The organism is Streptomyces sp. NPDC001135, assembly GCF_053598395.1.
On sequence record NZ_JBSFKD010000012.1, the window covers coordinates 123,824 to 147,563 of the forward strand.

19 protein-coding genes and 1 riboswitch are annotated in these 23,740 nt (G+C 73.1%); of the genes, 10 read left to right on the forward strand and 9 right to left on the reverse strand.

Annotation, left to right across the window (positions count from 1 at the left end; all coding sequences use genetic code 11):
* Nucleotides 1-79: 79 nt before the first annotated feature.
* Nucleotides 80-610, forward strand: a complete 531-nt coding sequence (locus ACWC94_RS17325; protein ID WP_450797378.1) for a DoxX family membrane protein — start codon at nucleotides 80-82, stop codon at nucleotides 608-610.
* A gap of 114 nt (nucleotides 611-724) precedes the next feature.
* Here the strand turns inward: ACWC94_RS17325 and ACWC94_RS17330 are convergent, their stop codons facing one another.
* Both ACWC94_RS17330 and ACWC94_RS17335 read right to left on the reverse strand, forming a co-directional pair.
* Nucleotides 725-931, reverse strand: a complete 207-nt coding sequence (locus ACWC94_RS17330; RefSeq protein ID WP_450797379.1) for a hypothetical protein — start codon at nucleotides 929-931, stop codon at nucleotides 725-727.
* A complete protein-coding gene (locus ACWC94_RS17335) occupies nucleotides 918-2,384 on the reverse strand; it encodes a PspC domain-containing protein (RefSeq protein ID WP_450797380.1) in 1,467 nt (488 codons plus the stop codon). Before ACWC94_RS17335 ends, ACWC94_RS17330 begins: the two co-directional genes overlap by 14 nt.
* A gap of 175 nt (nucleotides 2,385-2,559) precedes the next feature.
* On the opposite strand from ACWC94_RS17335, the gene ACWC94_RS17340 reads away from it, so the two are divergent.
* Complete coding sequence (locus tag ACWC94_RS17340) at nucleotides 2,560-3,885, forward strand: ATP-binding protein (protein WP_450797381.1); 1,326 nt, start codon at nucleotides 2,560-2,562, stop codon at nucleotides 3,883-3,885.
* Nucleotides 3,882-4,625 carry a LuxR C-terminal-related transcriptional regulator gene (locus tag ACWC94_RS17345; protein WP_450797382.1) on the forward strand — a complete coding sequence of 248 codons (744 nt, stop codon included), beginning with the start codon at nucleotides 3,882-3,884 and terminating at the stop codon, nucleotides 4,623-4,625. Before ACWC94_RS17340 ends, ACWC94_RS17345 begins: the two co-directional genes overlap by 4 nt.
* Before the next feature lie 18 nt (nucleotides 4,626-4,643).
* Here ACWC94_RS17345 and ACWC94_RS17350 read toward each other — a convergent pair whose 3' ends face one another.
* On the reverse strand, nucleotides 4,644-5,708 hold the full coding sequence (locus ACWC94_RS17350; protein ID WP_450797473.1) for an NlpC/P60 family protein: 1,065 nt from the start codon (nucleotides 5,706-5,708) through the stop codon (nucleotides 4,644-4,646).
* Nucleotides 5,709-6,242: 534 nt separating this feature from the next.
* On the opposite strand from ACWC94_RS17350, the gene ACWC94_RS17355 reads away from it, so the two are divergent.
* Both ACWC94_RS17355 and ACWC94_RS17360 read left to right on the forward strand, forming a co-directional pair.
* Nucleotides 6,243-6,470 carry a hypothetical protein gene (locus tag ACWC94_RS17355; RefSeq protein WP_450797383.1) on the forward strand — a complete coding sequence of 76 codons (228 nt, stop codon included), beginning with the start codon at nucleotides 6,243-6,245 and terminating at the stop codon, nucleotides 6,468-6,470.
* Between the two features lie 71 nt (nucleotides 6,471-6,541).
* Nucleotides 6,542-6,895 carry a hypothetical protein gene (locus tag ACWC94_RS17360; protein WP_450797384.1) on the forward strand — a complete coding sequence of 118 codons (354 nt, stop codon included), beginning with the start codon at nucleotides 6,542-6,544 and terminating at the stop codon, nucleotides 6,893-6,895.
* Nucleotides 6,896-6,898: 3 nt separating this feature from the next.
* On the opposite strand, the gene ACWC94_RS17365 is transcribed toward ACWC94_RS17360, so the two are convergent.
* Complete coding sequence (locus tag ACWC94_RS17365) at nucleotides 6,899-7,864, reverse strand: tellurite resistance/C4-dicarboxylate transporter family protein (protein ID WP_450797385.1); 966 nt, start codon at nucleotides 7,862-7,864, stop codon at nucleotides 6,899-6,901.
* Nucleotides 7,865-7,968: 104 nt separating this feature from the next.
* On the reverse strand, nucleotides 7,969-9,171 hold the full coding sequence (locus ACWC94_RS17370; RefSeq protein ID WP_450797386.1) for an NlpC/P60 family protein: 1,203 nt from the start codon (nucleotides 9,169-9,171) through the stop codon (nucleotides 7,969-7,971).
* A gap of 7 nt (nucleotides 9,172-9,178) precedes the next feature.
* A riboswitch (cyclic di-AMP (ydaO/yuaA leader) is annotated at nucleotides 9,179-9,348 on the reverse strand.
* 222 nt (nucleotides 9,349-9,570) lie between these two features.
* Here ACWC94_RS17370 and pcrA point away from each other — a divergent pair.
* Nucleotides 9,571-12,054: a DNA helicase PcrA gene (gene pcrA, locus ACWC94_RS17375; protein ID WP_450797387.1), complete on the forward strand. Its 2,484-nt coding sequence runs from the start codon at nucleotides 9,571-9,573 to the stop codon at nucleotides 12,052-12,054.
* Between the two features lie 27 nt (nucleotides 12,055-12,081).
* Here pcrA and ACWC94_RS17380 read toward each other — a convergent pair whose 3' ends face one another.
* Both ACWC94_RS17380 and ACWC94_RS17385 read right to left on the reverse strand, forming a co-directional pair.
* A complete protein-coding gene (locus tag ACWC94_RS17380) occupies nucleotides 12,082-13,587 on the reverse strand; it encodes a M23 family metallopeptidase (RefSeq protein ID WP_450797388.1) in 1,506 nt (501 codons plus the stop codon).
* Between the two features lie 208 nt (nucleotides 13,588-13,795).
* Nucleotides 13,796-14,647 (reverse strand): esterase/lipase family protein, encoded by an 852-nt coding sequence (locus ACWC94_RS17385; RefSeq protein WP_450797389.1) that lies wholly within the window; start codon nucleotides 14,645-14,647, stop codon nucleotides 13,796-13,798.
* A 224-nt stretch (nucleotides 14,648-14,871) separates the two neighbouring features.
* On the opposite strand from ACWC94_RS17385, the gene ACWC94_RS17390 reads away from it, so the two are divergent.
* Complete coding sequence (locus ACWC94_RS17390; RefSeq protein WP_450797390.1) at nucleotides 14,872-15,294, forward strand: cobalamin B12-binding domain-containing protein; 423 nt, start codon at nucleotides 14,872-14,874, stop codon at nucleotides 15,292-15,294.
* On the opposite strand, the gene ACWC94_RS17395 is transcribed toward ACWC94_RS17390, so the two are convergent.
* Nucleotides 15,270-16,949 carry a DUF5691 domain-containing protein gene (locus tag ACWC94_RS17395; RefSeq protein WP_450797391.1) on the reverse strand — a complete coding sequence of 560 codons (1,680 nt, stop codon included), beginning with the start codon at nucleotides 16,947-16,949 and terminating at the stop codon, nucleotides 15,270-15,272. The genes ACWC94_RS17390 and ACWC94_RS17395 overlap by 25 nt on opposite strands.
* Before the next feature lie 205 nt (nucleotides 16,950-17,154).
* Entirely contained in the window at nucleotides 17,155-18,510 is a 1,356-nt protein-coding gene (locus ACWC94_RS17400) for an SWIM zinc finger family protein (protein WP_450797392.1), read from the reverse strand.
* A gap of 132 nt (nucleotides 18,511-18,642) precedes the next feature.
* On the opposite strand from ACWC94_RS17400, the gene ACWC94_RS17405 reads away from it, so the two are divergent.
* From ACWC94_RS17405 to ACWC94_RS17415, 3 genes are read left to right on the forward strand one after another with little or no spacing between them, the layout of a single operon-like run.
* Nucleotides 18,643-19,782, forward strand: a complete 1,140-nt coding sequence (locus tag ACWC94_RS17405) for an ATP-binding protein (protein ID WP_450797393.1) — start codon at nucleotides 18,643-18,645, stop codon at nucleotides 19,780-19,782.
* Nucleotides 19,779-22,412, forward strand: coding sequence for a DUF5682 family protein (locus ACWC94_RS17410; RefSeq protein WP_450797394.1), 2,634 nt, complete (start codon nucleotides 19,779-19,781; stop codon nucleotides 22,410-22,412). Before ACWC94_RS17405 ends, ACWC94_RS17410 begins: the two co-directional genes overlap by 4 nt.
* The gene (locus ACWC94_RS17415) at nucleotides 22,409-23,587 is read left to right on the forward strand and encodes a VWA domain-containing protein (protein WP_450797395.1); all 1,179 of its coding nucleotides are present in this window, start codon (nucleotides 22,409-22,411) and stop codon (nucleotides 23,585-23,587) included. The genes ACWC94_RS17410 and ACWC94_RS17415 overlap by 4 nt, the downstream gene beginning before the upstream one ends.
* Nucleotides 23,588-23,740: the final 153 nt, after the last annotated feature.

A 23,740-nucleotide genomic window follows, 5' to 3' on the forward strand; every position in this document is an offset into this window, starting at 1 on the left:
ATGGGATTGAACCGCTTCCCGGTGTCGTACGTATGGTCAGACGACGGGTTCAACGGCGGGCGAGAGGCGGCTGACGACGATGACCCACGGCATCCGGACGGACACGCACAGCACCGGCTTGAACGGCCGCCGCGGGTGGCGGGACACCGCCACCCACTACGCGCTTCTTCCCCTCCGCGTCTTCCTCGGCGTCACCTTCGTCTACGCCGGCCTGGACAAGCTCACCGACAGCGCCTTCATGAAGTCCGGCGGCGCCGGGTCCATCGGCGACACCATGCGCGCGGCCCGCGACTCCGCGGCCGTCCCGGCCCTGGTCGACCTGGCCCTGAAGGCCCCGGTCGGCTTCGGCTACGCCATCGCCCTCGGTGAACTGGCCGTCGGCATCGCCACCCTGCTCGGTCTGCTCGGCCGGCTCGCCGCGCTCGGCGGTGCGCTGATCTCGCTCAGCCTGTGGCTCACGGTGAGCTGGGCGACGACCCCCTACTACTACGGCAACGACCTCGCCTACCTGATGGCCTGGCTCCCCCTGGTCCTCGCCGGCGCCCCCTACCTCTCCCTCGACGCGGCCTGGCGAGCCCGGCGCCGTCGGTCGCTGGGCGGCTACCGCTAGCCTGGCGGCGCCCCGATCAGGCGCGGGGCCCTGTCCGGGAACTCGGGGGAGCGACCGGCCCCTGACGGCGCCGCGGGCGATGGACGGCACATCGCGGCCTGTCCTGCGGAGCGCTCACCTCTCGGCGCCACCCCGCCTGCGTATTCCCCGGGCCACTGCTGCCGCGAGACCGGCCAGACAGAGGCCGCCCACGATCATCGGGACGACCGCGAACCACGGTGTCTCCCACAGGCCGCCCGCGTCTCCCGCGAATGCCGCGCCGGTGGCGGCGAGGAAGAGCCCGGCGACCAGCTTCCCGGGCTGGAACTCATGACGCAGCACGGCTGACCTCCACCTGTCCCACACCGACCCGGAGCGTGAGCTCCAGGGTGCCCGTGTCCTCGCCGCCCCTCACCGGAGCCAGCGTCATGTCCGCGTGCCTGCCGGGCTGCACGTCCACGTCCTTTCCGCTGTCCTCGGGCGACCGGATGTCGCCCATCCCCACGTCGATCGCCATCCGCACGGTCGTGTCCGCCGGCACGATCACCTTCAGCTGCCCCGCACCCACATGCGCGTCCGTCGTGACCGTCCGTCCCTTGCCCGGACGCACCCGGCTCAGGTCCAGCGTGCCCCGCCCGGTGCCGAGGTCGTAGGCCGGCCGTACCTGCGCCGTCGCGGCGGGCTTCCAGGAGATGTCTCTCCAGTGGGTGGTGATGTCCTTGGGCAGCGCCGCCGCCCCGGCGAGCAGCGCCGCCGTGACGATCGCCAGGAACACCGTCCCGGCCCCTGTGCGGCCCAGGAACGAGCTGACCGCGACGCCCAGGCCGAAGACCCCCAGCGCGCACGCCAGACCGGTCTGCAGGCTCGTGCCCAGTGGATGCGCGTCCCACGTCAGTCCGGTGCCCAGGCCGCCCGCCACCAGGGCCAGCACGAACACCCAGCCGCCGATCCAGCGCGGGCCGCGCGGTGCCGGGGGCGCGGCGGGCCGCGGCTGGGGGGAGCCGTGGTGGGCCCAGGGGGTGGCGATGCCGATGTCGATCAGCGAGGTGAGGCCCCGGTCGCGGGCGTCGCCGGGTCCCCACAGATAGCCGGTGCCGCCGACATGCGTGCCGTCCTTGACGATCGGGTCCCGCCACCACGACGGATAGGCGGTGACGACCGGCGGGGCCTGGGCCTCCGGCGGGGCGTCGGCGGCGGCCTGCGCGGCGAGCGGGTCGGGATCGGGGGCACCACGGTGCCGTGACCAATACCCGGCGCCCGCCAGCAGCAGGGAGAGCACGACGGCGAAGGCCAGCACCCCGCCGTTTCTCAGCATGGTGAGGAAGATCCCGCAGCCGACCAGGGCGAACAGCACCGCGGCGAGCGCTTGGCCGTCGACCCGGCCCGTCAGCAGCCTCCGGACCTCGTTCTCCTCCTCGTCCTCGTAGGGCACGAGGAGCCACGCGAAGCCGTAGAAGATCAGGCCGATGCCGCCGGTCGCGGACAGCACGGCCAGCGTGATCCGGAAGATGACCGGGTCCATGTCGGTCTGCCGGCCGAGGCCCGCGCACACGCCCGCGATCATCTTGTGCCGGCGGTCGCGCCGGAACCGCTCGGTGGCTCCGGCGGCCGGCTGCTCCTGCTCCTGTGCGTGGGTGTGCGGGTCGGTGTGGGTGCCGGTGCCGGTCGCTCCTGACCTGTCCGCTCCTGACCTGTCCGTCGCGGCGGGCGCGGCATCCGTCGGCCCGGTGCCCGGGGCCGGGCGCGGGCCGGGGCCGGGTCCCGGACCCGTCGCGGCGTGCTCGTGATCCGTCATGCGTCCATGGTGACGGCCCGGCCGCCGCCGCGGCAGTCGGGACGACCCTGGGCGAACCCTGAAATCGGCCCTGAGACCGGGCGGGGAACCGTTCGAACGGCGCGGGAGCGCCACCGCCCCGTGGTCCCCGCCCCGACCCCGCCGAAGATCAGGGGCGTCTCGGGGGCCGACCCTGATGCCCGGCCCCGCCGGCCATGTGACCATCGTTGGCATGCCGGAAGCCGCAACCCTGCCAGTCGACGACCCGCGGCCGCCGCGCAAGCTCTACCGCAGCAGCGACGGACGCTGGCTCGGCGGAGTGGCGCGGGGCCTCGCCGGGCACCTCGGGCTGCCGGTCATCTGGGTGCGGCTCGCCTTCGTCGGCCTGTTCATGGCCCATGGATTCGGAGCGCTGCTGTATGCGGCGTTCTGGTTCTGGGTCCCGCTCGGCGTCGGCGGCGTCGTGGAGCAGAAGCAGTCCCTCTTCGGCAGCGAGACCGCGCCGGACGGCCGCCGCAGACTCGTGGCCCGCAAGCCGGACAAGGGCCAGATCGCCGCGCTGCTCCTCATGGTCGTCGTGTCCGTGGTCTTCGTCAGCAGCGTCAATCTGGGCAACGGCGCCAAGGTGTATCTGGTGCCGGCCGTCCTCGTCGCGGCCGGTGTCGCCCTCGTCTGGCGCCAGGCGGACAACGCCCGCAGGGCCCGCTGGGTCGAGGTCGGCCGCCGGCGCCGCACCCTCACCCTGCTGCGCGCGGCCGGCGGTGTCCTGCTCGTCACGGCCGGTGTCTCCGCCATCTTCGTGCTGCAGGGCTCGGCCGCCCACCTCGGCGCGGTCCTGCAGGCGGCCCTCGCCGTCCTCGTCGGCATCACGCTCCTCGCCGGCCCGTACCTGGTCCGTATGACCCAGGACCTGTCCGAGGAGCGCCTGATGCGCATCCGCGCCCAGGAGCGCGCGGAGGTCGCCGCTCATGTCCATGACTCCGTGCTGCACACCCTCACCCTCATCCAGCGCAACGCCGACAACGCGAACGAGGTGCGCCGCCTCGCCCGCGCCCAGGAGCGCGACCTGCGCACCTGGCTGTACAAGCCGGAGGGCACCGGCAAGGACGAGGCAGACGAACCGGACACGGTCGCCGAGGCGGTACGGCGCAACGCCGCCGAGGTGGAGGACAAGCACGGGGTGCCCATCGAGGTCGTCATCGTCGGGGACTGCCCGCTGGACGAGAGAACCGGCGCGCAGATGCAGGCAGCGCGTGAAGCGATGGTGAACGCCGCCAAGTACGGTGGCGAGGGCGGCGCCGTACAGGTCTATGCCGAGGTCGAGGGAAGGACGGTCTTCGTGTCCGTGCGCGACCGCGGCCCGGGTTTCGACCCCGACTCGATACCCGCCGACCGCATGGGCGTCAGAGAATCGATCATCGGCCGCATGGAGCGCTACGGCGGCACGGCCCGGCTGCGGTCGGTGCCGGACGGCGGCACGGAGGTCGAGCTGGAGATGGAGAGGGCGGAGAAGACGTCATGAGCGACGCGACCGAGGCGAACGGCACGGCGGGAGCCCCCGAGGCGACCGGGTCCGGGGCCGCCGACGGCGGCGCGGGCGGACGGCACGTACGGGTGGTGCTCGTGGACGACCACCGTATGTTCCGCGCCGGTGTCCAGGCCGAGATCGGGCAGACGGCCGAGACCGGCGTCGAGGTGGTCGGCGAGGCCGCGGACGTCGACCAGGCGGTCACGGTCATCACCGCGACCCGGCCGGAGGTGGTCCTCCTCGACGTCCACCTGCCGGGCGGCGGCGGTGTCGAAGTGCTGCGCCGGTGCGCGGCGTTGACGGCGGACACCGAGCGGCCCGTCCGGTTCCTCGCGCTGTCCGTGTCGGACGCGGCCGAGGACGTGATCGGCGTGATCCGTGGCGGCGCCCGCGGCTATGTCACCAAGACCATCACCGGCGCCGACCTGGTCGACTCCATCTTCCGCGTCCAGGAGGGCGACGCCGTCTTCTCGCCGCGGCTGGCCGGGTTCGTCCTCGACGCCTTCGCCTCCACCGACGCCCCGCCCGTGGACGAGGACCTGGACCGGCTCACCCAGCGCGAGCGCGAGGTGCTGCGGCTGATCGCCCGTGGCTACGCCTACAAGGAGATCGCCAAGCAGCTGTTCATCTCGGTGAAGACGGTCGAGTCCCATGTATCGGCGGTGCTGCGCAAGCTCCAGCTGTCCAACCGCCACGAACTGACCCGCTGGGCGACGGCCCGCCGGCTGGTCTGACCCCTACGGCCCCGCCCCCTAGGCCACCCGGGTGGCCCCCGCGAACGGCATCAGGTCGACCGGGGCCAGCCGGACCGGGGCCGAGGGGTTCGGCGCGTGGATCATCTGGCCGTTTCCCACGTAGATGCCGACGTGGCTGATCCCGGAGTAGAAGAACACCAGGTCACCCGGCTGGAGTTCGGAGCGGGGCACGCGTCGGCCCGCGTTGATCTGGGCGTAGGTGGTGCGGGGCAGGGAGATGCCGGCGGAGCGGTAGGCGGCCTGGGCCAGCCCCGAGCAGTCGAAGGCGTTCGGGCCGGTCGCCCCCCACACGTAGGGGCTGCCGAGCTTGGCGTAGGCGTAGGAGACGGCCGCCGCGGCGCGCGCGTTCGGAGCCGTGGCCGACCCGGCCTGCTCCAGCGCCGCACGGGCGTCGGAGGACGAGCGGGAGGTACGCCCCGGCGCGACGCCGTCACCGGTGACCTCGCTGCGCTGCTGCGGAGTGAGTCGCGCCAGCAGCCGCCTGGCCTCGCCCAGCTTGCCGGTGATGGTCTTCTTCTGCCGCTTCAGCTGAGCCTGCCGTGACCGCAGCGACGTCAGCTCGACGCGCGCGGCGCCGCGCAACTGCTCGATCTCCCGCAGCTGTTCGCGCACCTGTGTCACGGCGGCGGCCTGCCGGTGGCCGGTCCGCTCGGCGAACGCCGCGTCGTCCAGGTACTGGTCGGGGTTGCTGGACAGGGCCAGCTGCCAGGCCGGGGCGAACCCGCCGTCGCGGTACTGCGCCGCCGCCAACGAACCGAGGGCCTCCCGGGTGGTGTCGAGCCTCTCCTGTTTGCGGGCGGTCTCGTCCCGCAGTGTGTTCAGACGCCGCTGCGCCGTGTCCGCTTCCACCTTCGCGCCGTTGTACTTCTCGGTGGCGGCCTCGGCCTCCTGGTAGAGCTCGTCCACCTTGGCCTTCACCTGGGCCGGCGTCAGCTGCGGATCGGCGTGCCCCGTCCCGTCGAACCCCGCGGCGGTGGCCGCGCCCGCCAGGGCGAGGGTGGCGGCCGTCCGGGCCGTGGGGCCGCCGATCGAGCGTTGCCGGGGCTTGCGGTGCGCTGCCACCTGGGCCGTCACGTCCTTCCGTACGACTCGCACGACCGAGGGGTCCGGCCCGGGAGGCCCGACCGAGTGGTCCGTACGACGTCCGGCGGCGGCCCGCACAGGGGGAAGCGGGCCACCGCCGGACCTTCTCGGCGGTGGTGGCCGACGGCCGCCCTGGCCCGGGCGGCGGTGGGAAGCCGGTCACCTGGGGGAGGACGTTAAGCCCGTCGGTGACAAGCAGGTAACGCGGTGTACGGAACTGTCTTCGACACACCGCGATGTGACCGTGTGTGACCGCGTCGCCGACCCGGAGCCGTCGCCTTCACACACCGTGGTGACCGAAGCGTGCAAAGCGGGACGCACGCGAGGCCTGGAGTGCTATGGGGCGCATATATGCGAGACCGCCCGCTACGGGACCACGGACCGCTACGGACCACGGACCGCGACGGGGACCACGGACCGCTACGGGCGGCGCGGTGAGGGGGGCTCATACACTCTCGCTCAGCCGCCCCGTAGCTTGGCCGGCTGTTCGAGCAGGGGCGCAAGGGGGCTTCGGTGGACGTGGTGCGGGTCATGGAGTCGCTGGCCGGGCAGGGGGTCACGGTGTTGTTCAAGGCGGATGCCGAGCGCATGCGCGAGGGCGTGAAGCCGTGGACGTTCGTGGCGAGCGGAGCGCCGTTCCGCGAAGATCTCCTGGTGCGCACGGACGCCGTGTCCGTCGAGGCCTGCCTGGACGCCTGTCTGCCCCGGCTGCGCGAGTTCGGCCTGATCATCCCGGAGTAGGTGCTGGCTCACTCGGGGAACGGCACCCTGCCGTCCCTGGGGCTCGTACCGACGAATTAGGCTCCGGCCCCATGGACGTACTCATCCATCTCTTCGTCGGCCTGCACATCATCGGCATCGCCGCGCTGCTCGGCGGTTTCCTCACCCAGATGAAGGCGATGGGCCAGGGCACGGCCCGCTTCGTGCCCGGAATGCTGCATGGAGCGCTGACCATGCTGGTCACCGGCGTGGTCCTGGTCGGGCTCAACCAGGCCGACGACCACCACGTCAACACCCTCAAGATCGGCGTCAAGCTGGCGCTGCTGATCGTGATCCTCGGCCTGGTCTATGTGAAGCGCGACGAGGAGAAGATCGACAAGGGCATGTTCGGCCTGGTCGGCCTGCTGACCACCGCGAACATCTTCATCGCCGTGCTGTGGACCTGACGGTCAGCCGTTCCTGCCGCCGGCGCGGACCGAGAGCACCGCACCGGCGGCGACCGCGAGCCACGCCGCCACCGCCACCCACAGCAGCACCCGTCCCGGCCATCTGAGCCACGGGACGCCGAGGGCGGTCGAGACGGTCAGCGTCGCCGCCGCCGTCATCCCCATCGGGAACACCGTCGCCCACCGCCGCACGTCGTAGCCGCGCCGGGGCCGCACCGCCTCGGCGGCCAGCAGCAGGAGATACAAGGCCAGGTCCAGGGCGAGCAGTGCGATCGTCACGGTGCGCAGCACACCGCGGTCGTCCCCGTCCCACAGATGCAGGCCCGTATCCCCGGCGACGAGCAGTTTCGCCCCCGCCAGCGCCGAGATCGCGAGCGCCCCGCCCGCGATCCAGTGGTCACCGGGCCCCTCCAGCACCTGCCGTGCGTCGAAGCGGGCCAGCGCGAGGCCGTAGAGCACCAGCCCCAGCCAGAACAGCACCAGCGCGGTGTGCGTGAGCCACGCCGTGCGCTCGGCCGCCGCCGATGTCGCGGCCAGTACGACAAGCCCCTGTGTGGCCACACAACACAGGAACACCGTGCCCGGCATGCGCCGACTCCAGTGCCGGACGACCAGGACCAGCAGCACCGGCCAGAGCAGCGCCGAGAGCGCCAGCAGTGCCTCGGCCAGGGTCTGGCGGCCCAGCAGCGAGATCCGGGTGCCGAGCACAGCGGTCGCGGCGACGGCGGTGAGCGCGCCGGGACTCTCCGCCTCGGCCACCCAGCGCTGCCGCTCCCAGAGCAGCCGCAGGGCGAAGCCGGCCGCCAGCGCCACCCAGGCGACGCCGGACACCGCGAGCGCCACCCGGGAGAGCACCTCGGCGCCGGTCAGTTGCAGCCCCACCGACAGGATGCCGGTCGCCATCACGGCGGTCCCGGCCGCGGGGGGCCGCTCCGCCCACCACGTGCGCAGACCTGGGATGCCGGGCATGCGCCCGATGCTAGGGAGCCGCACGTCCCCGCCGTGGAAGGGCACGCGCGCGTGGAGGGCGGAAACGCCGGTACGCGCGCGTGGGGCGAGGACGGCTGGTCCGGTCAGCCCGGCCGGACCACGCTGTGGATGATCGACTCCCCGCCGTAGTAGATCGACTCCTCGCGGACGTACGCGCCCGGCTTCGGCGCGTGGATCATCATGCCGTTGCCTATGTAGACGCCGACGTGGCTGATGTCGTCGTAGAAGAAGACCAGGTCACCCGGCCGCGCGTCGGCCAGTGACACCGTGGTGCCCGCATCGACCTGGTCGTACGTGGTGCGCGGCAGGGTGACACCGGCCGCCCTCCAGGCGGCCTGGGTGAGGCCCGAGCAGTCGTAGGAGTCCGGCCCGGTGGCGCCCCACACATACGGCTTGCCGATCTGCGCGCGGGCGAAGGCGATCGCCTTCTCGGCCTTCGTGTCGTACGAGCCGGATGTCGTGGACCCGGTCGACCCGGATCCCGTCGACCCGGATCCGGACGACGAAGACGACGAGGACGACGAGGACGACGAAGACGACGAGGACGACGAGGACAACGAGGAGGCTTGCTGCTGGGCCGCCTGCCGCTTCGCCAGCTCGGCCGCCTTGCGTGCCGCCTCCTGCTGCTTCTCCCGCTCGATGGCGGCCAGCCGCGCCTTCTCCTGGGCCGTCAGCTGCGACAGCAGCTCGCGCGCGGAGGCGAGCTTCTTCTGGACGGTGGCCTTGGCGGTCTGCAGGTCGTGCTGCGAGTCGGTCAGGGTCCGCAGGCTCTCCGCGGCCTCCCGCCGTTTCTTCATCGTCGAGGCCTGCTCGCCGATGAAGTCGTCGACCGCGCTCTTCTGCCGCGAGGTCAGCCGGCTCATCAGCTGGCGCTGGTCGAAGTAGTCCTGCGGACTGTCCGCGAGCAGGAGGGCGGCGGTGTCGGGAGCGGCGGCGCCGGTGCGGTACTGGGCCGCGGCGAAGGAGCCCAGCTCCTCGCGGGCCTTGTTGAGGCGCTGGGCGCGCCGGGCGACCTCTTCGCGCAGGGCGTCGGCGCGACTGCGCTGCTTTCCCGTCCGTTCCTTGGCTGCGTTGTACTTCTCGGTCGCCGACTCCGCCTGGCGGTAGAGGTCGTCGACCTTCTTCTCGACCTCTTCCAGGCTCGGCTTGGCGTGATCGGTGCTCGGGGCGGCCTCTGCGGTCTGCGAGAGCACGGCCATGGAGGTGAGGGCGGCGGTGGCGAGGGCGGGGGTGCGCAGGCCCGTTCCGATGGTTCCGCCGGGGCGCGTCTTACGGTGCGACGCCAAGGGAGGCGACTCCTTCCAATGGGCCGCCTACCGGGTTAGCTGTCGGGTTCGGGCGGCGGTTCGGAAGGTTTGCCCTACGGCCTCGTCCCGGGCGGGAGTCGTCCGATTCACCCCAGGATCGGTGGGTCCCCGGCTCCGGGCGCCCTGCGGACGCGCCGGACTCGGCGGAGGCCGCGCACGCGGCCTGACGGCAACCTAGCCAACTGGTGTGACTAGTGTGAAGGTTGGTGCGTGATATGTCCGATACATTTTCGTGATCTCGCTTCCGGATCACGTTCCCGTCATGGGGCGATTCCGCAGCGTAAGGGCCATGCCCCGGGTGTTCGCCGCTCCTTCCGCAGGGCCGTCTTCCCGGTACGGCGGCCGGTTGTCGGTGGGGCACCCTAGACTCGTAGAGCGATGAGCAGCCTCTTTGACGACAGCTTCCTGGCGGACCTCCAGCCCCCTCGCGGGCGCGAGGAGGAGCCCCCGCCGCCGCCCGAGGACGATCACGCTCCGGAGCCGCTTCCGGACGATCTGTTCGGCGGGAAGTTCGACGTGCCGCCGGACCGGGACGCCTACTACCGCGACGGCGCCCCCCGCCCCGCGCTCGACGCGGCGGCCCTCCTGGAAGGGCTGAACGACAACCAGCGCGCCGCGGTCGTGCACGCCGGCTCGCCGCTGCTCATCGTCGCCGGCGCCGGCTCCGGCAAGACCCGTGTGCTCACCCACCGCATCGCCCACCTCCTCGCCGAGCGGCATGTGCACCCGGGCCAGATCCTCGCGATCACCTTCACCAACAAGGCCGCGGGCGAGATGAAGGAACGCGTCGAGCAGCTCGTCGGCCCGCGCGCGAACGCGATGTGGGTGATGACCTTCCACAGCGCGTGCGTGCGCATCCTGCGCCGCGAGTCGAAGAAGCTCGGCTTCACGTCGTCGTTCTCGATCTACGACGCCGCCGACAGCAAGCGCCTGATGGCCCTGGTCTGCCGTGACCTGGACCTCGACCCCAAGCGCTTCCCGCCGAAGTCCTTCAGCGCCAAGATCAGCAACCTGAAGAACGAGCTGATCGACGAGGAGGACTTCGCCGCCCAGGCCGCCGACGGCTTCGAGAAGACCCTCGCCCAGGCCTACGCCCTGTACCAGTCGCGACTGCGCGAGGCGAACGCCCTCGACTTCGACGACCTGATCATGACGACGGTCAACCTGCTGCGCGCGTTCCCGGACGTGGCCGAGCACTACCGCCGCCGCTTCCGCCATGTCCTGGTCGACGAGTACCAGGACACCAACCACGCCCAGTACGCCCTGGTACGCGAGCTGGTGGGCACCGGCGACCACGACGAGGACACTCCGCCCGGCGAGTACGACCTCCCGCCCGCCGAGCTGTGCGTGGTGGGTGACGCGGACCAGTCGATCTACGCCTTCCGGGGCGCGACGATCCGCAACATCCTGCAGTTCGAGGAGGACTACCCGGACGCGACGACGATCCTGCTGGAGCAGAACTACCGCTCCACGCAGACCATCCTGTCCGCCGCCAACGCGGTCATCGAGCGCAACGAGTCCCGCCGCCCGAAGAACCTGTGGACCAACGCCGGCCAGGGCGCGCGGATCACCGGCTACGTCGCCGACACCGAGCACGACGAGGCGCAGTTCGTCTCCGACGAGATAGACCGCCTGGTGGACGCGGGCGAGGCCAGGGCCGGCGACGTCGCCGTCTTCTACCGCACCAACGCCCAGTCCCGTGTCTTCGAAGAGGTCTTCATCCGCGTCGGCCTGCCCTACAAGGTCGTCGGCGGGGTCCGCTTCTACGAGCGCAAGGAGGTCCGGGACGTCCTCGCCTACCTGCGCGTTCTCGCCAACCCGGAGGACTCGGTGCCGCTGCGCCGCATCCTCAACGTACCCAAGCGGGGCATCGGCGACCGCGCGGAGGCGATGGTCGACGCCCTCGCCCAGCGGGAGAAGATCAGCTTCCCGCAGGCCCTGAAGCGTGTGGACGAGGCGTACGGCATGGCCGCGCGCTCCACCAACGCGGTCAAGCGGTTCAACACGCTGATGGAGGACCTGCGTACGATCGTCGAGTCCGGTGCCGGACCGGCGACCGTCCTGGAGGCGGTGCTCGAGCGCACCGGCTATCTCGCCGAGTTGCAGGCCTCCACCGACCCGCAGGACGAGACCCGTATCGAGAACCTCCAGGAACTCGCGGCTGTGGCCCTCGAGTTCGAGCAGGAGCGCGGTGAGGGCGAGCCGGTGGGGCTGGCCGACTTCCTGGAGCAGGTCGCCCTGGTCGCCGACTCCGACCAGATCCCCGACGAGGACGAGGAAGGCTCCGGCGTCATCACCCTGATGACCCTGCACACCGCCAAGGGCCTGGAGTTCCCGGTCGTCTTCCTGACCGGCATGGAGGACGGCGTCTTCCCGCACATGCGCGCCCTCGGCCAGACCAAGGAACTGGAGGAGGAGCGGCGCCTGGCGTACGTCGGTATCACGCGCGCGCGGGAGCGGCTCTACCTCACGCGCTCCGCGATGCGCAGCGCCTGGGGCCAGCCGTCGTACAACCCGCCCTCCCGCTTCCTTGAGGAGATCCCGCCCGCCCATGTCGAGTGGAAGCGGACGGGGGCGACGGCACCGGCGTCCTCGGGTCCGGCCTCCGGGATCGCGGCCTCGCTGTCCTCGACCCGCTCGCGTTCCTCGGCGTCGGGTGCGTCCGGCTTCGCCACGCGGCGCACGGCGGAGAAGCCGGTGGTGGCGCTGGCCGTCGGGGACCGTGTCACCCACGACCAGTTCGGGCTCGGCACGGTCGTCGCCGTGAAGGGCACGGGCGCGAACGCGGAGGCGACGATCGACTTCGGCGACACCAAGCCGAAGCGGCTGCTGCTGCGGTACGCGCCGGTGGAGAAGCTGTAGGGATCCGGGGGCGGAAGCCCCCAGTTCCTACGTGGGATCGAGGCCGTGGCTCCTCAGCCACGGCAGCGGGTCTATGGCCGCCCCGCCCGCGGGCCGCACCTCGAAGTGCAGGTGAGGGCCCGTGGAGTTGCCGGAGTTGCCGGAGTAGGCGATCGGCTGGCCGGCCTTCACGGCCGTACCGGTAGCGACGCGGTAGCTGGAGAGGTGGCAGTACCAGGTCTCCGTGCCGTCCTTCGCCGTCACGATCAGCATGTTCCCGTAGGCGCTGTTCCACTTCGTGGAGACGACGCCGTCGGTGGCGGCCATCACCGTGGTGCCGTAGGACACGGGGAAGTCGATGCCCGTGTGCACCGACATCCAGTTCACGCCCGCCTGGCCGAAGTAGGCGCTGAGCCCCCTCTGCGTGACCGGCAGGACGAACTTCGGGCGCAGCCGCTCCTTGAGCGCGGCCTGAGCGGCGGCCTTCTTCTTCTCCAGCTCCTGCTGGTTCTTGAGGTCGATCCGCTCCTGCGTCCGGCTCGCCCGGTCGGCGAAGTCGTCGGCGCCGGCGGACAGGGTCCTGAGCTGGCTGTCCAGCTTGCTGTTGGCGACCGACGGCTTGACCGCGTGCGCGTCCGAGGCGGAGGCCGTGGTGTCCTTGCCACCGCCGTCGGTCAGGGCGCCGACCGAGGCGGCGGCGATCCCGGCGACCCCCATCACACAGACCGAGGGCACGGCGACGGTCAGCAGCGCGGAGCGCTTGGCGGGTGTGCGCCGGCGGGAGCGCGCGGCGCTGCGCGAGCCGGTGCGGGGCGTGGACGCCGGGGTGATCTCTTCCTGGTCGTCCAGCAGACCGGTCACGACGGGCAGTTCACCCGTGCCGCCCGGATCGTCGTCCGCGGAACGCTGTCCGCTGAAGGCGGTGTCCTCGTACGGCGCGTCGTGCTGATACGGCACCTGCCCGAAGGCCGCGGCCGACTCCGGGTCGCCGACCTGCTCGAAGAGGGCGGTGGCCTGCTGGACGAACGGTTCGCCGGACTGCTCCGGCTCCGCCGTCGCGCCCTGGCCGGCGGAGTTCCACTGGGTGGCGTCGTACGCGCCCGTCTCGAAGGTCTGGGTGCCCCACTCCCACTGCTGGGTCGGGTCGGCGCCGCCGGACTGGTCGGGCTGCAGCCAGGCGCTCGCATCCCAGTGGCCGCTCACGTCGTTGCCGGTCGCCTGGGCGGGGACCGTCCAGGCGGTGGTGTCGTAGGCACCGGAGTCGTAGGAGGCGTGGTACTGGGCCGCGTAGGGGTCGTAGCCCAGGGTCTGGCCGGTCTGCCACTGCCCGGTCTCGTACGCGCTGCTGGTCTGCTGGCCGGGCAGGCCGCCGAAGAGCGGGTCGGTGGGGAAGGAGCCGGTGCCGTCCGGAAAACCGCTGGCGCCGTAGCCGCCGTACGTGGTGAGGTCGCCGTAGGGGGCTTCGTGCGTTGCGTACGCCGCATAGTGCGCGGCGGAGGCGTCGGAAGCCGAGGCCGGGGTGGTCATGGTCCCCGACGGGTGACGGTCGTTCACCAACTTCTCTTTCGCCTCGACAACAGGGGCTGCCAGAGCAGTGCGGCGACTGTACCCGCCGGTACCTGGGCGCGACAATCTTCCGCTGGTTTCGCGTTGGCGGTAAACGGGCATTCGGCGGTGTTTCGGGGGGTGCCGGACACGAGTTTGGCCGAGGGTTCGATTGGTGTTCGATGTGCGGTGACTGTTGGTCACCCAGGTGTCGCCGTCACGCCACCGTCAGGCCGTCGGCGACCCGGTCCCCCGGGTGCGGGGTGTCGAGCGCGGTGCGTATTCCGGCCGCGACGGCCGGGTGCACGGGCAGGGCGAGATGCCCGATGCCGGTCACCCGCACGTTCTGCGCGTCGAGGTCGGGGTGCTCGAGACGGGCCGTCTCCAGCGGGACCATCACGGAGTCCAGGTCGCTCCAGAAGCAGACGAACCGCGTACGGCAGCCGGGCGCGGGCCGCGCCAGCTCCTCGATGACCCCCGAGCCGGGCCGCATCTGGCGCACGATCGGATGGGCGTTGGCCAGGGGTGCGGCGCTGGTCCCCGAGTGCGGCGTACCCAGCGTGACCAGGGTGCGCACCCGCAGGTCGCCGCCGAGGCACTGCGCGTAGTAGCGGGCGATCAGCCCGCCGAGGCTGTGCCCGACGATGTCGACCCGGCCGCTGCCGGTGCGCTCGCAGATCTCCTCGACGTGCCGGCCGAGCAACTCGGCGGCCGCACGGATGTCACAGGTCAGCGGGGAGTAGTTGAGCGATATGACGCGCTGCCTGCCGTGCTGGGCGAGGTTGCGGCGCAGCAGCACGAACACCGAACGGTTGTCGATGAAACCGTGCAGCAGCACCACCGGCGGGCCGGACCGGACCGGAAGCTGGGCGGTGCCGTCCTGGGCGGGCAGGGCGGGGGAGCGGCGTTCCTGGGTGAGGCCGGTCGGATACAGCAGGAGGTGGCCGGTCAGGATCGCGGCCTCCAGTGCGGTCGCTTTCAGCAACGCCACCGAGAGTCCGGCCAGCCTGCCGGGCCACAGGCGGCGGCAGAGCGGGAGGAAGAGCGGCAGTACCCCGGTGACCTTCATGGCCGACCTCCTGTCGGCACGCCGGAGGACGGCTCGATCCCCCGTGTGCCCTGATGTCCCACCATGTGATTTCCCCCTCGCTGCGCGCCGTAAAACTGCCGGTTGCGGGATGCTGGAGATAACGTTCGTTCACTTCGCGACGGGTGGCGGAACGCGCCAAAAGTGCGGTACTTGTCGTTACGGACGGAAGCGATCGCTTCCGGGGTCGTTTGATGGAGGCAGTGATGGGTGTGGCAGCCGGTCCGATCCGCGTGGTGGTGGCCAAGCCGGGGCTCGACGGCCACGATCGCGGGGCCAAGGTCATCGCGCGTGCCCTGCGCGACGCCGGTATGGAGGTCATCTACACCGGCCTTCACCAGACGCCGGAACAAATCGTGGACACCGCCATCCAGGAGGACGCCGACGCGATCGGTCTGTCCATCCTCTCCGGCGCGCACAACACGCTGTTCGGTGCAGTGATCGACCTGCTCAAGGAGCGCGACGCCGCGGACATCCTCGTCTTCGGCGGCGGGATCATCCCGGACGAGGACATCCCGCCGCTGAAGGAGAAGGGCGTTGCGGAGATCTTCACGCCGGGTGCGACGACCGCGTCGATCGTGCAGTGGGTGCGGGAGAACGTCCGTCAGCCGGCCGCCTCCGGCGGTTGAGCCGACGCTGCGACCAGGGGCGGCGGCTCGCCGGGTGCGAGTTCCGCCGCCATCTCCGCCCGCAGCCGCAACGTGGTCACCAGTCGCTGGAACGCCTCCGCCCAATACCCTCCGGCCCCCGGCGCCGCGTCCTCCCGTTCGTCGGGTACCGCCAGCAGCCCCTCCAGCCGGGTGGCCTCCGCCGGGTCCAGGCAGCGTTCCGTCAGGCCCATCACCCCGCTGAAGCTCCACGGGTAACTGCCCGCGTCCCGCGCGATGTTCAGCGCGTCCACCACCGCCCGGCCCAACGGCGGGGCCCAGGGCACCGCGCACACCCCGAGCAGCTGGAACGCCTCCGACAGTCCGTGGGTCGCGATGAACCCGGCCACCCACGCGGCCCGCTGCGCCGGCTCCAGGGCGGCCAGCAGCTTCGCACGCTCGGCCAGTGACACCGCGCCCGGCCCGCCGGCCTCCGGCGCCGACGGCGAACCGAGCAGCGCCTGCGACCACTCGGCGTCCCGCTGCCGCACCGCGGCCCTGCACCAGGCCGCGTGCAGTTCGCCCTGCCAGCCGTCCGCCACCGGCAGCGCCACGATCTCCTGCGCCGTCCGGCCGCCGAGCCGCTCCCGCCAGACGCCGAGCGGTGCGGCCTCCACCAACTGCCCCAGCCACCATGAGCGTTCCCCTTTGCCTGTGGGAGGTGCGGCCGGCACACCGTCACGCTCCATGCCGGAGTCACACTCGAGCGGCGCCTCCACCACGATCGCCGGCGCGTTCCCCGTGCGGTCGAGGGCCACACACGCCAGGGCCCGTACGGCCATGCGCGCGGCGAGCGCCGAAGCGGGCAGTGCCGACAGCAGCTCCGCCGCCGTCGCCCGCACATTGCGGCTGCGATCGGCCAACGCCCGCTCCAGGAACGGCTCGTCCGCGGCGGACAGGCCCGTGCGCAGCGAGTCGAGGAACATCAGCCGGTCCTCCGCCCGCTCCGCCGGCCAGGTCGAGGCCAGCAGCTCACGCGCGAACCCGGGCGTAGCGGCGCGCAGCGCGCCCAGTAGTGCCACCCGCTCGGCGAACAGGCCCTCCTCCCACAGCCGCCGCACCTCCTTGTCGTCCCCGGGGTCGGGCAGGGCGGTGCCGCCGCCGGGGGCCGCGCGCAGGGCGAAGCGCCAGTCCGCGTTCAGCCGGGCCAGCCACAGCGCCCGCGGGCCCGCGAACGCCAGCGCCGCCGGGCGCAGGTCCGTACGGCCCCGGGCCGCGTCCAGCAGGGCGGGCAGTGCCTGTGCGGGGGCCGCGTACCCGTGTGCGTTGGCCGTCGCGAGCCACTGGGGGAGCAGCTCCGTGAGGTCGGGGGAGCTGCCCCGGCGGCCACCGGCCCCGCCGCCGGAACGGTCGGCCAGCAGCGTGGCGAGCCTGCGGGCCGCCGCTGCGGGCAGGGCCGGGCGCGGATCCTCGGGTGCCGGTTCCGGCCGGCTGGCTGCCCGGGCCGGGCGCAGCCCGGCCCGCCGCCGTACGGTCGCCACGGCGGCCTCGTCGAGCAGCGCCAGGGGGGCTTCCCGGCCGGATTCGGCGTGCGCCGGCGTGCGCCGGTCGGTACCGAGGAGAGCGGTGGTGACCAGGTCTTCCCAGGAGCTTGCGGCAGCCGCGGCGGCGTCGTCGGCCGAGGTGGTCCCGTTCATCGCCTTCCCTTCCCCTGCGTGTGTCCGAGGGCGACTGTGTGTCTGAGGCGGACTGTGTGTCTGACAGTGCTTGTGTGTCTGACGGCGACTGTGTGTGGAACGGCCTGCTGGGGACCGTGTGTCCGGGCGGTGCCGGTTCCCGCGCGGGCCTGCGAGGCGGCGGCGCTTGCCGTGCCCGACCGCCGGTGCCTTCCCGGCGGACCGGTCAGCACAGCGGCACCGCCTCACCCGTGCCCTCCGGCCAGGCCGTGAGCGGGAGGAAGCCACGGTGGCCGCACTCGCCGAAGACCGTGACCGGGCCGCCACCGGACAGGGCGACCAGCCGCCACAGGCCGGGGCGGGAGCGGGCGGCCCCGGCCAGCGGCAGGGCGGAGTCCGCGTCGGCGTCGGCCAGCTGCCACAGGTCGCCGTCCGGGACCGGCACCACCCGGTCCAGCGTCACCGGAACCGACTCCAGCCAGGGGTCGTCCCGCAGCGCGTCGCCGTACCGGGCCGCCGCCTCGGCCGTGGTCGTGCCCGGCGGGCGGAACGCGGCCGGTGCGGGCGCGGCGTACCGCTCGCCCAGGGCGGACCGGGGCTGACCGGCGCCCGGATAGGCGGACAGCTCCGCGTCCAGGGCCAGGCCGACCGGCAGCGACAGCTCCGGGGCCCGGCCGGCCGCGCCGTAGGACAGCAGCAGCCGGGTATGTCCCGAGGAGGCGCCGTGCAGCCAGATCCGGCGGGTCGTCAGCTTCGGGTCCACCGTGTCGTACTGGGCGAGGACCAGCCAGCGGTCACGGACCGGCGCGCCCCCGGCCGTGGCGGGCAGGCCCAGCCGGGAGCGGACCGTGGCCGCGAGGGCCTCCGGCAGCCGGTCGCGGCGCAGCCAGCCCTGGTCGAGCAGGTGCAGCAGCGCGCACTCCTCCAGCAGCCGGGCCGGCCAGCCCGCGCCCGACCCCGGTATCGCCCCCAACTCCCGCACCCGCGCCGCCAGTCCGGGTGCCTGCGCGTCCACCATGCGGGCCGCCGTCTCGTCCCACAGCCCGTACCCCGCCTGCTCGGCCGCGACCAGACCGCCGCGCAACAGGTCCGCGAGGCGCTGCTCCAGCTCCGTCGCACCCGCGGTGACCCGCTCGGCCCGGCGCTCGGCCCGCCGCCGCGCCGCCTCGGGATCGACGGACCCGGTCCGGGCACCGCCCTCCCCCCGGGCCTGCGTGTTCTCGGCGCGTTTGCGCCGGCCCGCGAGCCACTGCTCGGCCCAGTCCGGCGGCTCGGCGGAATCCGGCACCGAGCCGTCGCCGCCCGTCCACAGCAGGAGCAGCCCGAGCGCGTGCTTGCACGGGAACTTACGGCTCGGGCAACTGCACTTGTACGCCGGACCCGCCGCGCCGGCGAGATCGACCACCGTCTGGTACGGCCTGCTGCCGCTGCCCCTGCACAGACCCCACACCGTCCCCTCTCCGCTCCCCGCCCCGGACCACGGACCGGCCGTGCCGAGCTTGCCTCCCGCTTTGCGTGACGCGGCGTCAGGCGCCAGTGCCAGCACCTGCTCCGCGGTCCAGCGCACCCCCTGCTCAGTCATGCCCCCGACGGTAGGTCCCGCCACTGACAATCGGTCCGGCGTGGGAGATTGCGCAGGTCAGAGCGATTGTCAGTGGCGTGGTGCACGGTAGGTGCCAGATCCGAACCGGCCGAGCTGGAGGGGACCTCAGCCATGTCTGTCACGTCTGCGTCCGTGCGACCGACCACCGCGGAAACGAGCCACGGCGAGAGCGCCGAGGCGCTGCGACCGCACGCCGAGCACGCCTTCGCCGCCGAACTCGCCGCGCTCGCCGCGCAGGACGACCGCCCGCGCCCGGCCCGCTGGAAGCTGTCGCCGTGGGCGGTGGCGACGTATCTGCTCGGCGGCACCCTGCCGGACGGCACGGTGATCACACCCAAGTACGTGGGCCCGCGCCGGATCGTCGAGGTCGCCGTCACCACGCTCGCCACCGACCGCGCCCTGCTCCTGCTCGGCGTGCCCGGTACCGCCAAGACCTGGGTGTCGGAGCACCTGGCCGCCGCGGTCAGCGGCGACTCCACCCTGCTGGTGCAGGGCACGGCCGGCACCCCGGAAGAGGCGATCCGCTACGGCTGGAACTACGCGCAGCTGCTCGCGCACGGCCCCAGCCGCGACGCCCTCGTGCCCAGCCCCGTCATGCGGGCCATGGCCGAGGGCATGACGGCCCGTGTCGAGGAGCTGACCCGTATCCCGGCCGATGTGCAGGACACGCTGATCACGATCCTGTCCGAGAAGACCCTGCCCGTTCCGGAGCTGGGCCAGGAGGTCCAGGCGGTCCGCGGCTTCAACCTCATCGCCACCGCCAACGACCGGGACAGAGGCGTCAACGACCTCTCCAGCGCGCTGCGCCGCCGCTTCAACACGGTGGTGCTGCCGCTGCCGGAGAGCGCCGACGCGGAGGTCGACATCGTCACCCGCCGGGTCGAGCAGATCGGCCGCTCCCTCGACCTGCCGGCCGCACCCGACGGCATCGAGGAGATCCGCCGGGTGGTGACCGTCTTCCGGGAGCTGCGCGACGGCATCACCGCCGACGGCCGCATCAAGGTCAAGTCGCCCAGCGGCACGCTCTCCACGGCCGAGGCGATCTCCGTGGTCACCAACGGCCTCGCCCTGTCCGCGCACTTCGGCGACGGCGTGCTGCGCCCGGGCGATGTCGCCGCCGGCATCCTCGGAGCCGTGGTCCGCGACCCCGCGGCCGACAAGGTCATCTGGCAGGAGTACCTGGAGACCGTCGTCCGCGAGCGCGAGGGCTGGACGGACTTCTACCGCGCGTGCCGGGAGGTGAGTGTGTGAGCGGCACCCGCCGGCCCCGGGCCCACGACTCCGGGCCGCTCCTGCTGGGCGTGCGGCACCACGGCCCCGGCTCCGCCCGCGCGGTGCGCACCGTCCTGGACGCCGCCCGGCCCGCCGCCGTCCTGATCGAGGGCCCGCCCGAGGCAGACGCGCTGATCCCGCTGGCCGCCGACCCGGACCTGCGGCCTCCCGTCGCCCTGCTCGCCCATGCCGTGGACGAGCCAGGCCGCTCGGCGTTCTGGCCGTTCGCCGACTTCAGCCCCGAATGGGTGGCGATCCGCTGGGCCCTCGAACAGGACGTCCCGGCCCACTTCATCGACCTGCCGGCCGCGCACACGCTCGCCTGGGAGGGGAAGCGGGGGGAGAAGGAGAAGCAGGACGCACCTACCGCGCCCGGATCGCGCGCCGCACCCGGTTCGCGGGCCGAGCCCCGGTCGCGGGCCGAGCCCGGCGCCGCGGAGACCGCCGCGGGCCCTGGGAACGCCGAAGCCAGCGGCGACGGCGGGGGGAACGGCGAGCAGGTCCGTGTCGACCCGCTCGCCGCGCTCGCCGAAGCCGCCGGATACGACGACCCCGAACGCTGGTGGGAGGACGTCGTCGAGCACCGGGGCCCGGGCGAGGGGGACCCCTTCGCCCCGTTCGCCGCACTGGAGGAGGCCATGGGCGCACTCCGGGAGCGGTACGGCGCCGGCGGACACTCCCAGGACCTGGTCCGCGAGGCGCACATGCGGCTCCGGCTGCGTGCGGCGCGCAAGGAGTTCGGGGACGGGCTGGCCGTGGTCTGCGGGGCCTGGCACGTGCCCGCGCTGCGCGCGAAGACCACCGTCGCCGCCGACCGGGCCCTGCTGAAGGGGCTGCCCAAGGTCAGGGCCGACCTGACCTGGGTGCCCTGGACACACCGCAGGCTCTCCCGGTCCAGCGGCTACGGCGCGGGCATCGACTCGCCGGGCTGGTACGGCCATCTGTTCCACGCCCCCGACCGGCCGGTCGAGCGCTGGCTGACCAAGGTGGCCCGGCTGCTGCGTGAGGAGGACCGGGTCGTCTCCTCCGCCCATGTCATCGAGGCCGTCCGGCTCGCCGAGACCCTGGCGGCGCTGCGCGGCCGCCCGTTGCCCGGGCTGGGCGAGACCACCGACGCCGTGCGCGCGGTGATGGGCGACGGCTCGGACGTGCCGCTGGCGCTGGTGCACGACCGGCTGGTCGTCGGGGACGTCCTCGGCGAGGTCCCGGAGTCGGCGCCGGCGGTGCCCCTGCAGCGCGACCTGGCCCGGCAGCAGCGTTCGCTGCGGCTCAAACCGGAGGCGCTCGAGCGGGAACTGGAGCTGGACCTGCGGGGCGACACCGACGCCGGCCGCAGCAGGCTGCTGCACCGGCTGCGGCTGCTCGGCGTCGGCTGGGGCGAGCCCGCGCGCTCACGGGGGAGCACGGGCACCTTCCGGGAGACCTGGCGGCTGCGCTGGGAGCCGGAGCTGTCGGTGCGGGTCGCCGAGGCGGGCGTGTGGGGGACGACCGTACTGGCGGCGGCGCGGGCCAGGGCCGAGGCGGACGCGACGGCCGCGCGCACCCTGGCCGACGTCACCGCGCTGGCCGAACACTGCCTGCTCGCCGGTCTGGCGGACGCCCTGCCCGTGGTCATGCGGGTGCTCGCCGACCGTGCGGCGCTCGACACGGACGTCGGTCATCTCGCCCAGGCCCTGCCCGCCCTGGTCCGCTCCCTGCGCTACGGCGACGTGCGCGGCACCGACACCGGTGCGCTGGCCGGCGTCGCCGCGGGCCTCGCCGAACGCATCTTCGTCGGCCTGCCCCCGGCGTGCGCCGCCCTCGACAGCGACGCCGCGGAGGAGATGCGCGGCCATGTGGACGCCGTGCACTCGGCGGTGGGGTTGCTGGCGGAGACGCTGGCCGGCGCCGGTGCCGGCGGGCAGGCCGGCGCGGGCGCTGAAGCAGGCGCAGATCAGCGTGCCGGCACCGGCGGGGGTGCCTCCCCCGCGCTCGGCTTCGCTCACGCGGGGGGACCGCCGTCGCCCACCCGTGCCGTCCCCGGCGCCGGGCGTGGCGGTCTGCGGGACCGGTGGCGGGCCGTGCTGCGGACGTTGTCGTTGCGGGACAGCGTGCCCGGTGTGTTGCGGGGGCGGGCGGTGCGGTTGTTGTTGGACGACGGGGAGGTGCGGCCCGAGGAGGCGGCGCGGCTGATGGGGCTCGCGCTGTCGCCGGGGACGCCGCCCGCGGACGCGGCCGCCTGGATCGAGGGCTTCGTCGGCGGGGGCGGGTTGCTGCTGGTGCATGACGAGCGGTTGCTCGGACTGGTGGACAGCTGGCTGACCGGGGTGCCGGCGGAGGCGTTCACGGACGTCCTGCCGCTGCTGCGGCGCACCTTCGCGGCGTATGAGCCGGGGGTGCGCAGAACGCTCGGCGAACTGCTCCGGCGTGGATCCGCGGACCCGTCGGCCGGCCGGGCGGCGGCCCGCGGGGCCGTGACGCCCGGATTCGCCGCCGAGCCGGACACCGAGCGTGCCGACGCCGTGCTGCCGGTACTGCGGCTGCTGCTCGGCCTGGACGACGCGACCGGGCGCGATGCGGCCGGGCGTGGTTCGAGCGATGACGACCGACTCGCGGGGGTGGGTGTATGACGACCGGGTCAAAAACGGCGGACTTCGACGACGCGGCGCGGGAGAGGCTGCGCCGGTGGCGGCTGGTGCTCGGCGGCGACCAGGCCGACGGCACCGGATGCGCGCTGTCCGGGCGGGACGCGGCGATGGACGGCACGCTCGCCGCGCTGTACGGCAAGGGGGACAAGCCGCAGGCGGGACGCGACCGTTCGGCGGGGCTCGGTGCCTCGGCCCCCTCCGTGGCGCGCTGGCTCGGCGACATCCGCACGTACTTCCCGTCCTCCGTCGTCCAGGTCATGCAGCGCGACGCCATCGACCGGCTGGGCCTCGCCTCCCTGCTCCTGGAGCCGGAGATGCTGGAGGCGGTGGACGCGGACGTGCACCTGGTCGGCACGCTGCTGTCGCTGAACAAGGCGATGCCGGAGACGACGAAGGAGACGGCACGCGCGGTCGTGCGCAAGGTCGTCGAGGACCTGGAGAAGCGGCTCGCGAACCGCACCCGGGCCACGCTCACCGGCGCCCTCGACCGCAGCGCGCGGGTCAGCCGCCCACGCCACCACGACATCGACTGGAACCGCACCATCGCGGCCAATCTCAAGCACTACCTGCCCGAGTACCGCACGGTGGTGCCGGAACGGCTCGTCGGGTACGGGCGGGCCGCGCGGTCGGTGAAGAAGGAGGTCGTGCTCTGCATCGACCAGTCCGGGTCGATGGCCGCGTCCGTGGTCTACGCGTCGGTGTTCGGCGCGGTCCTCGCCTCCATGCGGTCGATCAGCACCCGGCTGGTCGTCTTCGACACGGCGGTGGTCGACCTCACCGACCAGCTGGACGACCCGGTCGACGTCCTGTTCGGCACCCAGCTCGGCGGCGGCACGGACATCAACCGGGCGCTCGCCTACTGCCAGTCGCAGATCACCCGGCCCGCCGAGACCGTGGTCGTGCTCATCAGCGACCTCTACGAGGGGGGCATCCGCGACGAGATGCTCAAGCGGGTGGCGGCGATGAAGGCGTCCGGGGTGCAGTTCGTGGCGCTGCTCGCGCTGTCGGACGAGGGCGCGCCCGCGTACGACCGGGAGCACGCGGCGGCGCTCGCCGCGCTCGGCGCACCGGCCTTCGCCTGCACGCCCGACCTGTTCCCCGAGGTCATGGCCGCAGCGCTCGAAAAACGCCCCCTGCCGATACCGGACACCGCGTGACACCGGGCGGTGAGGGGGAGGGGCCGGCACGACCACCTCGGTCACCCAGACGGCGCAATCCGCGCAATCGATGCAGAAGGCGCAAACGCGCCGACGGCTCGGACGGCACGGACAGCACCCACTGTCACGGGTGCGGCCACGGTGTCGGGCAGC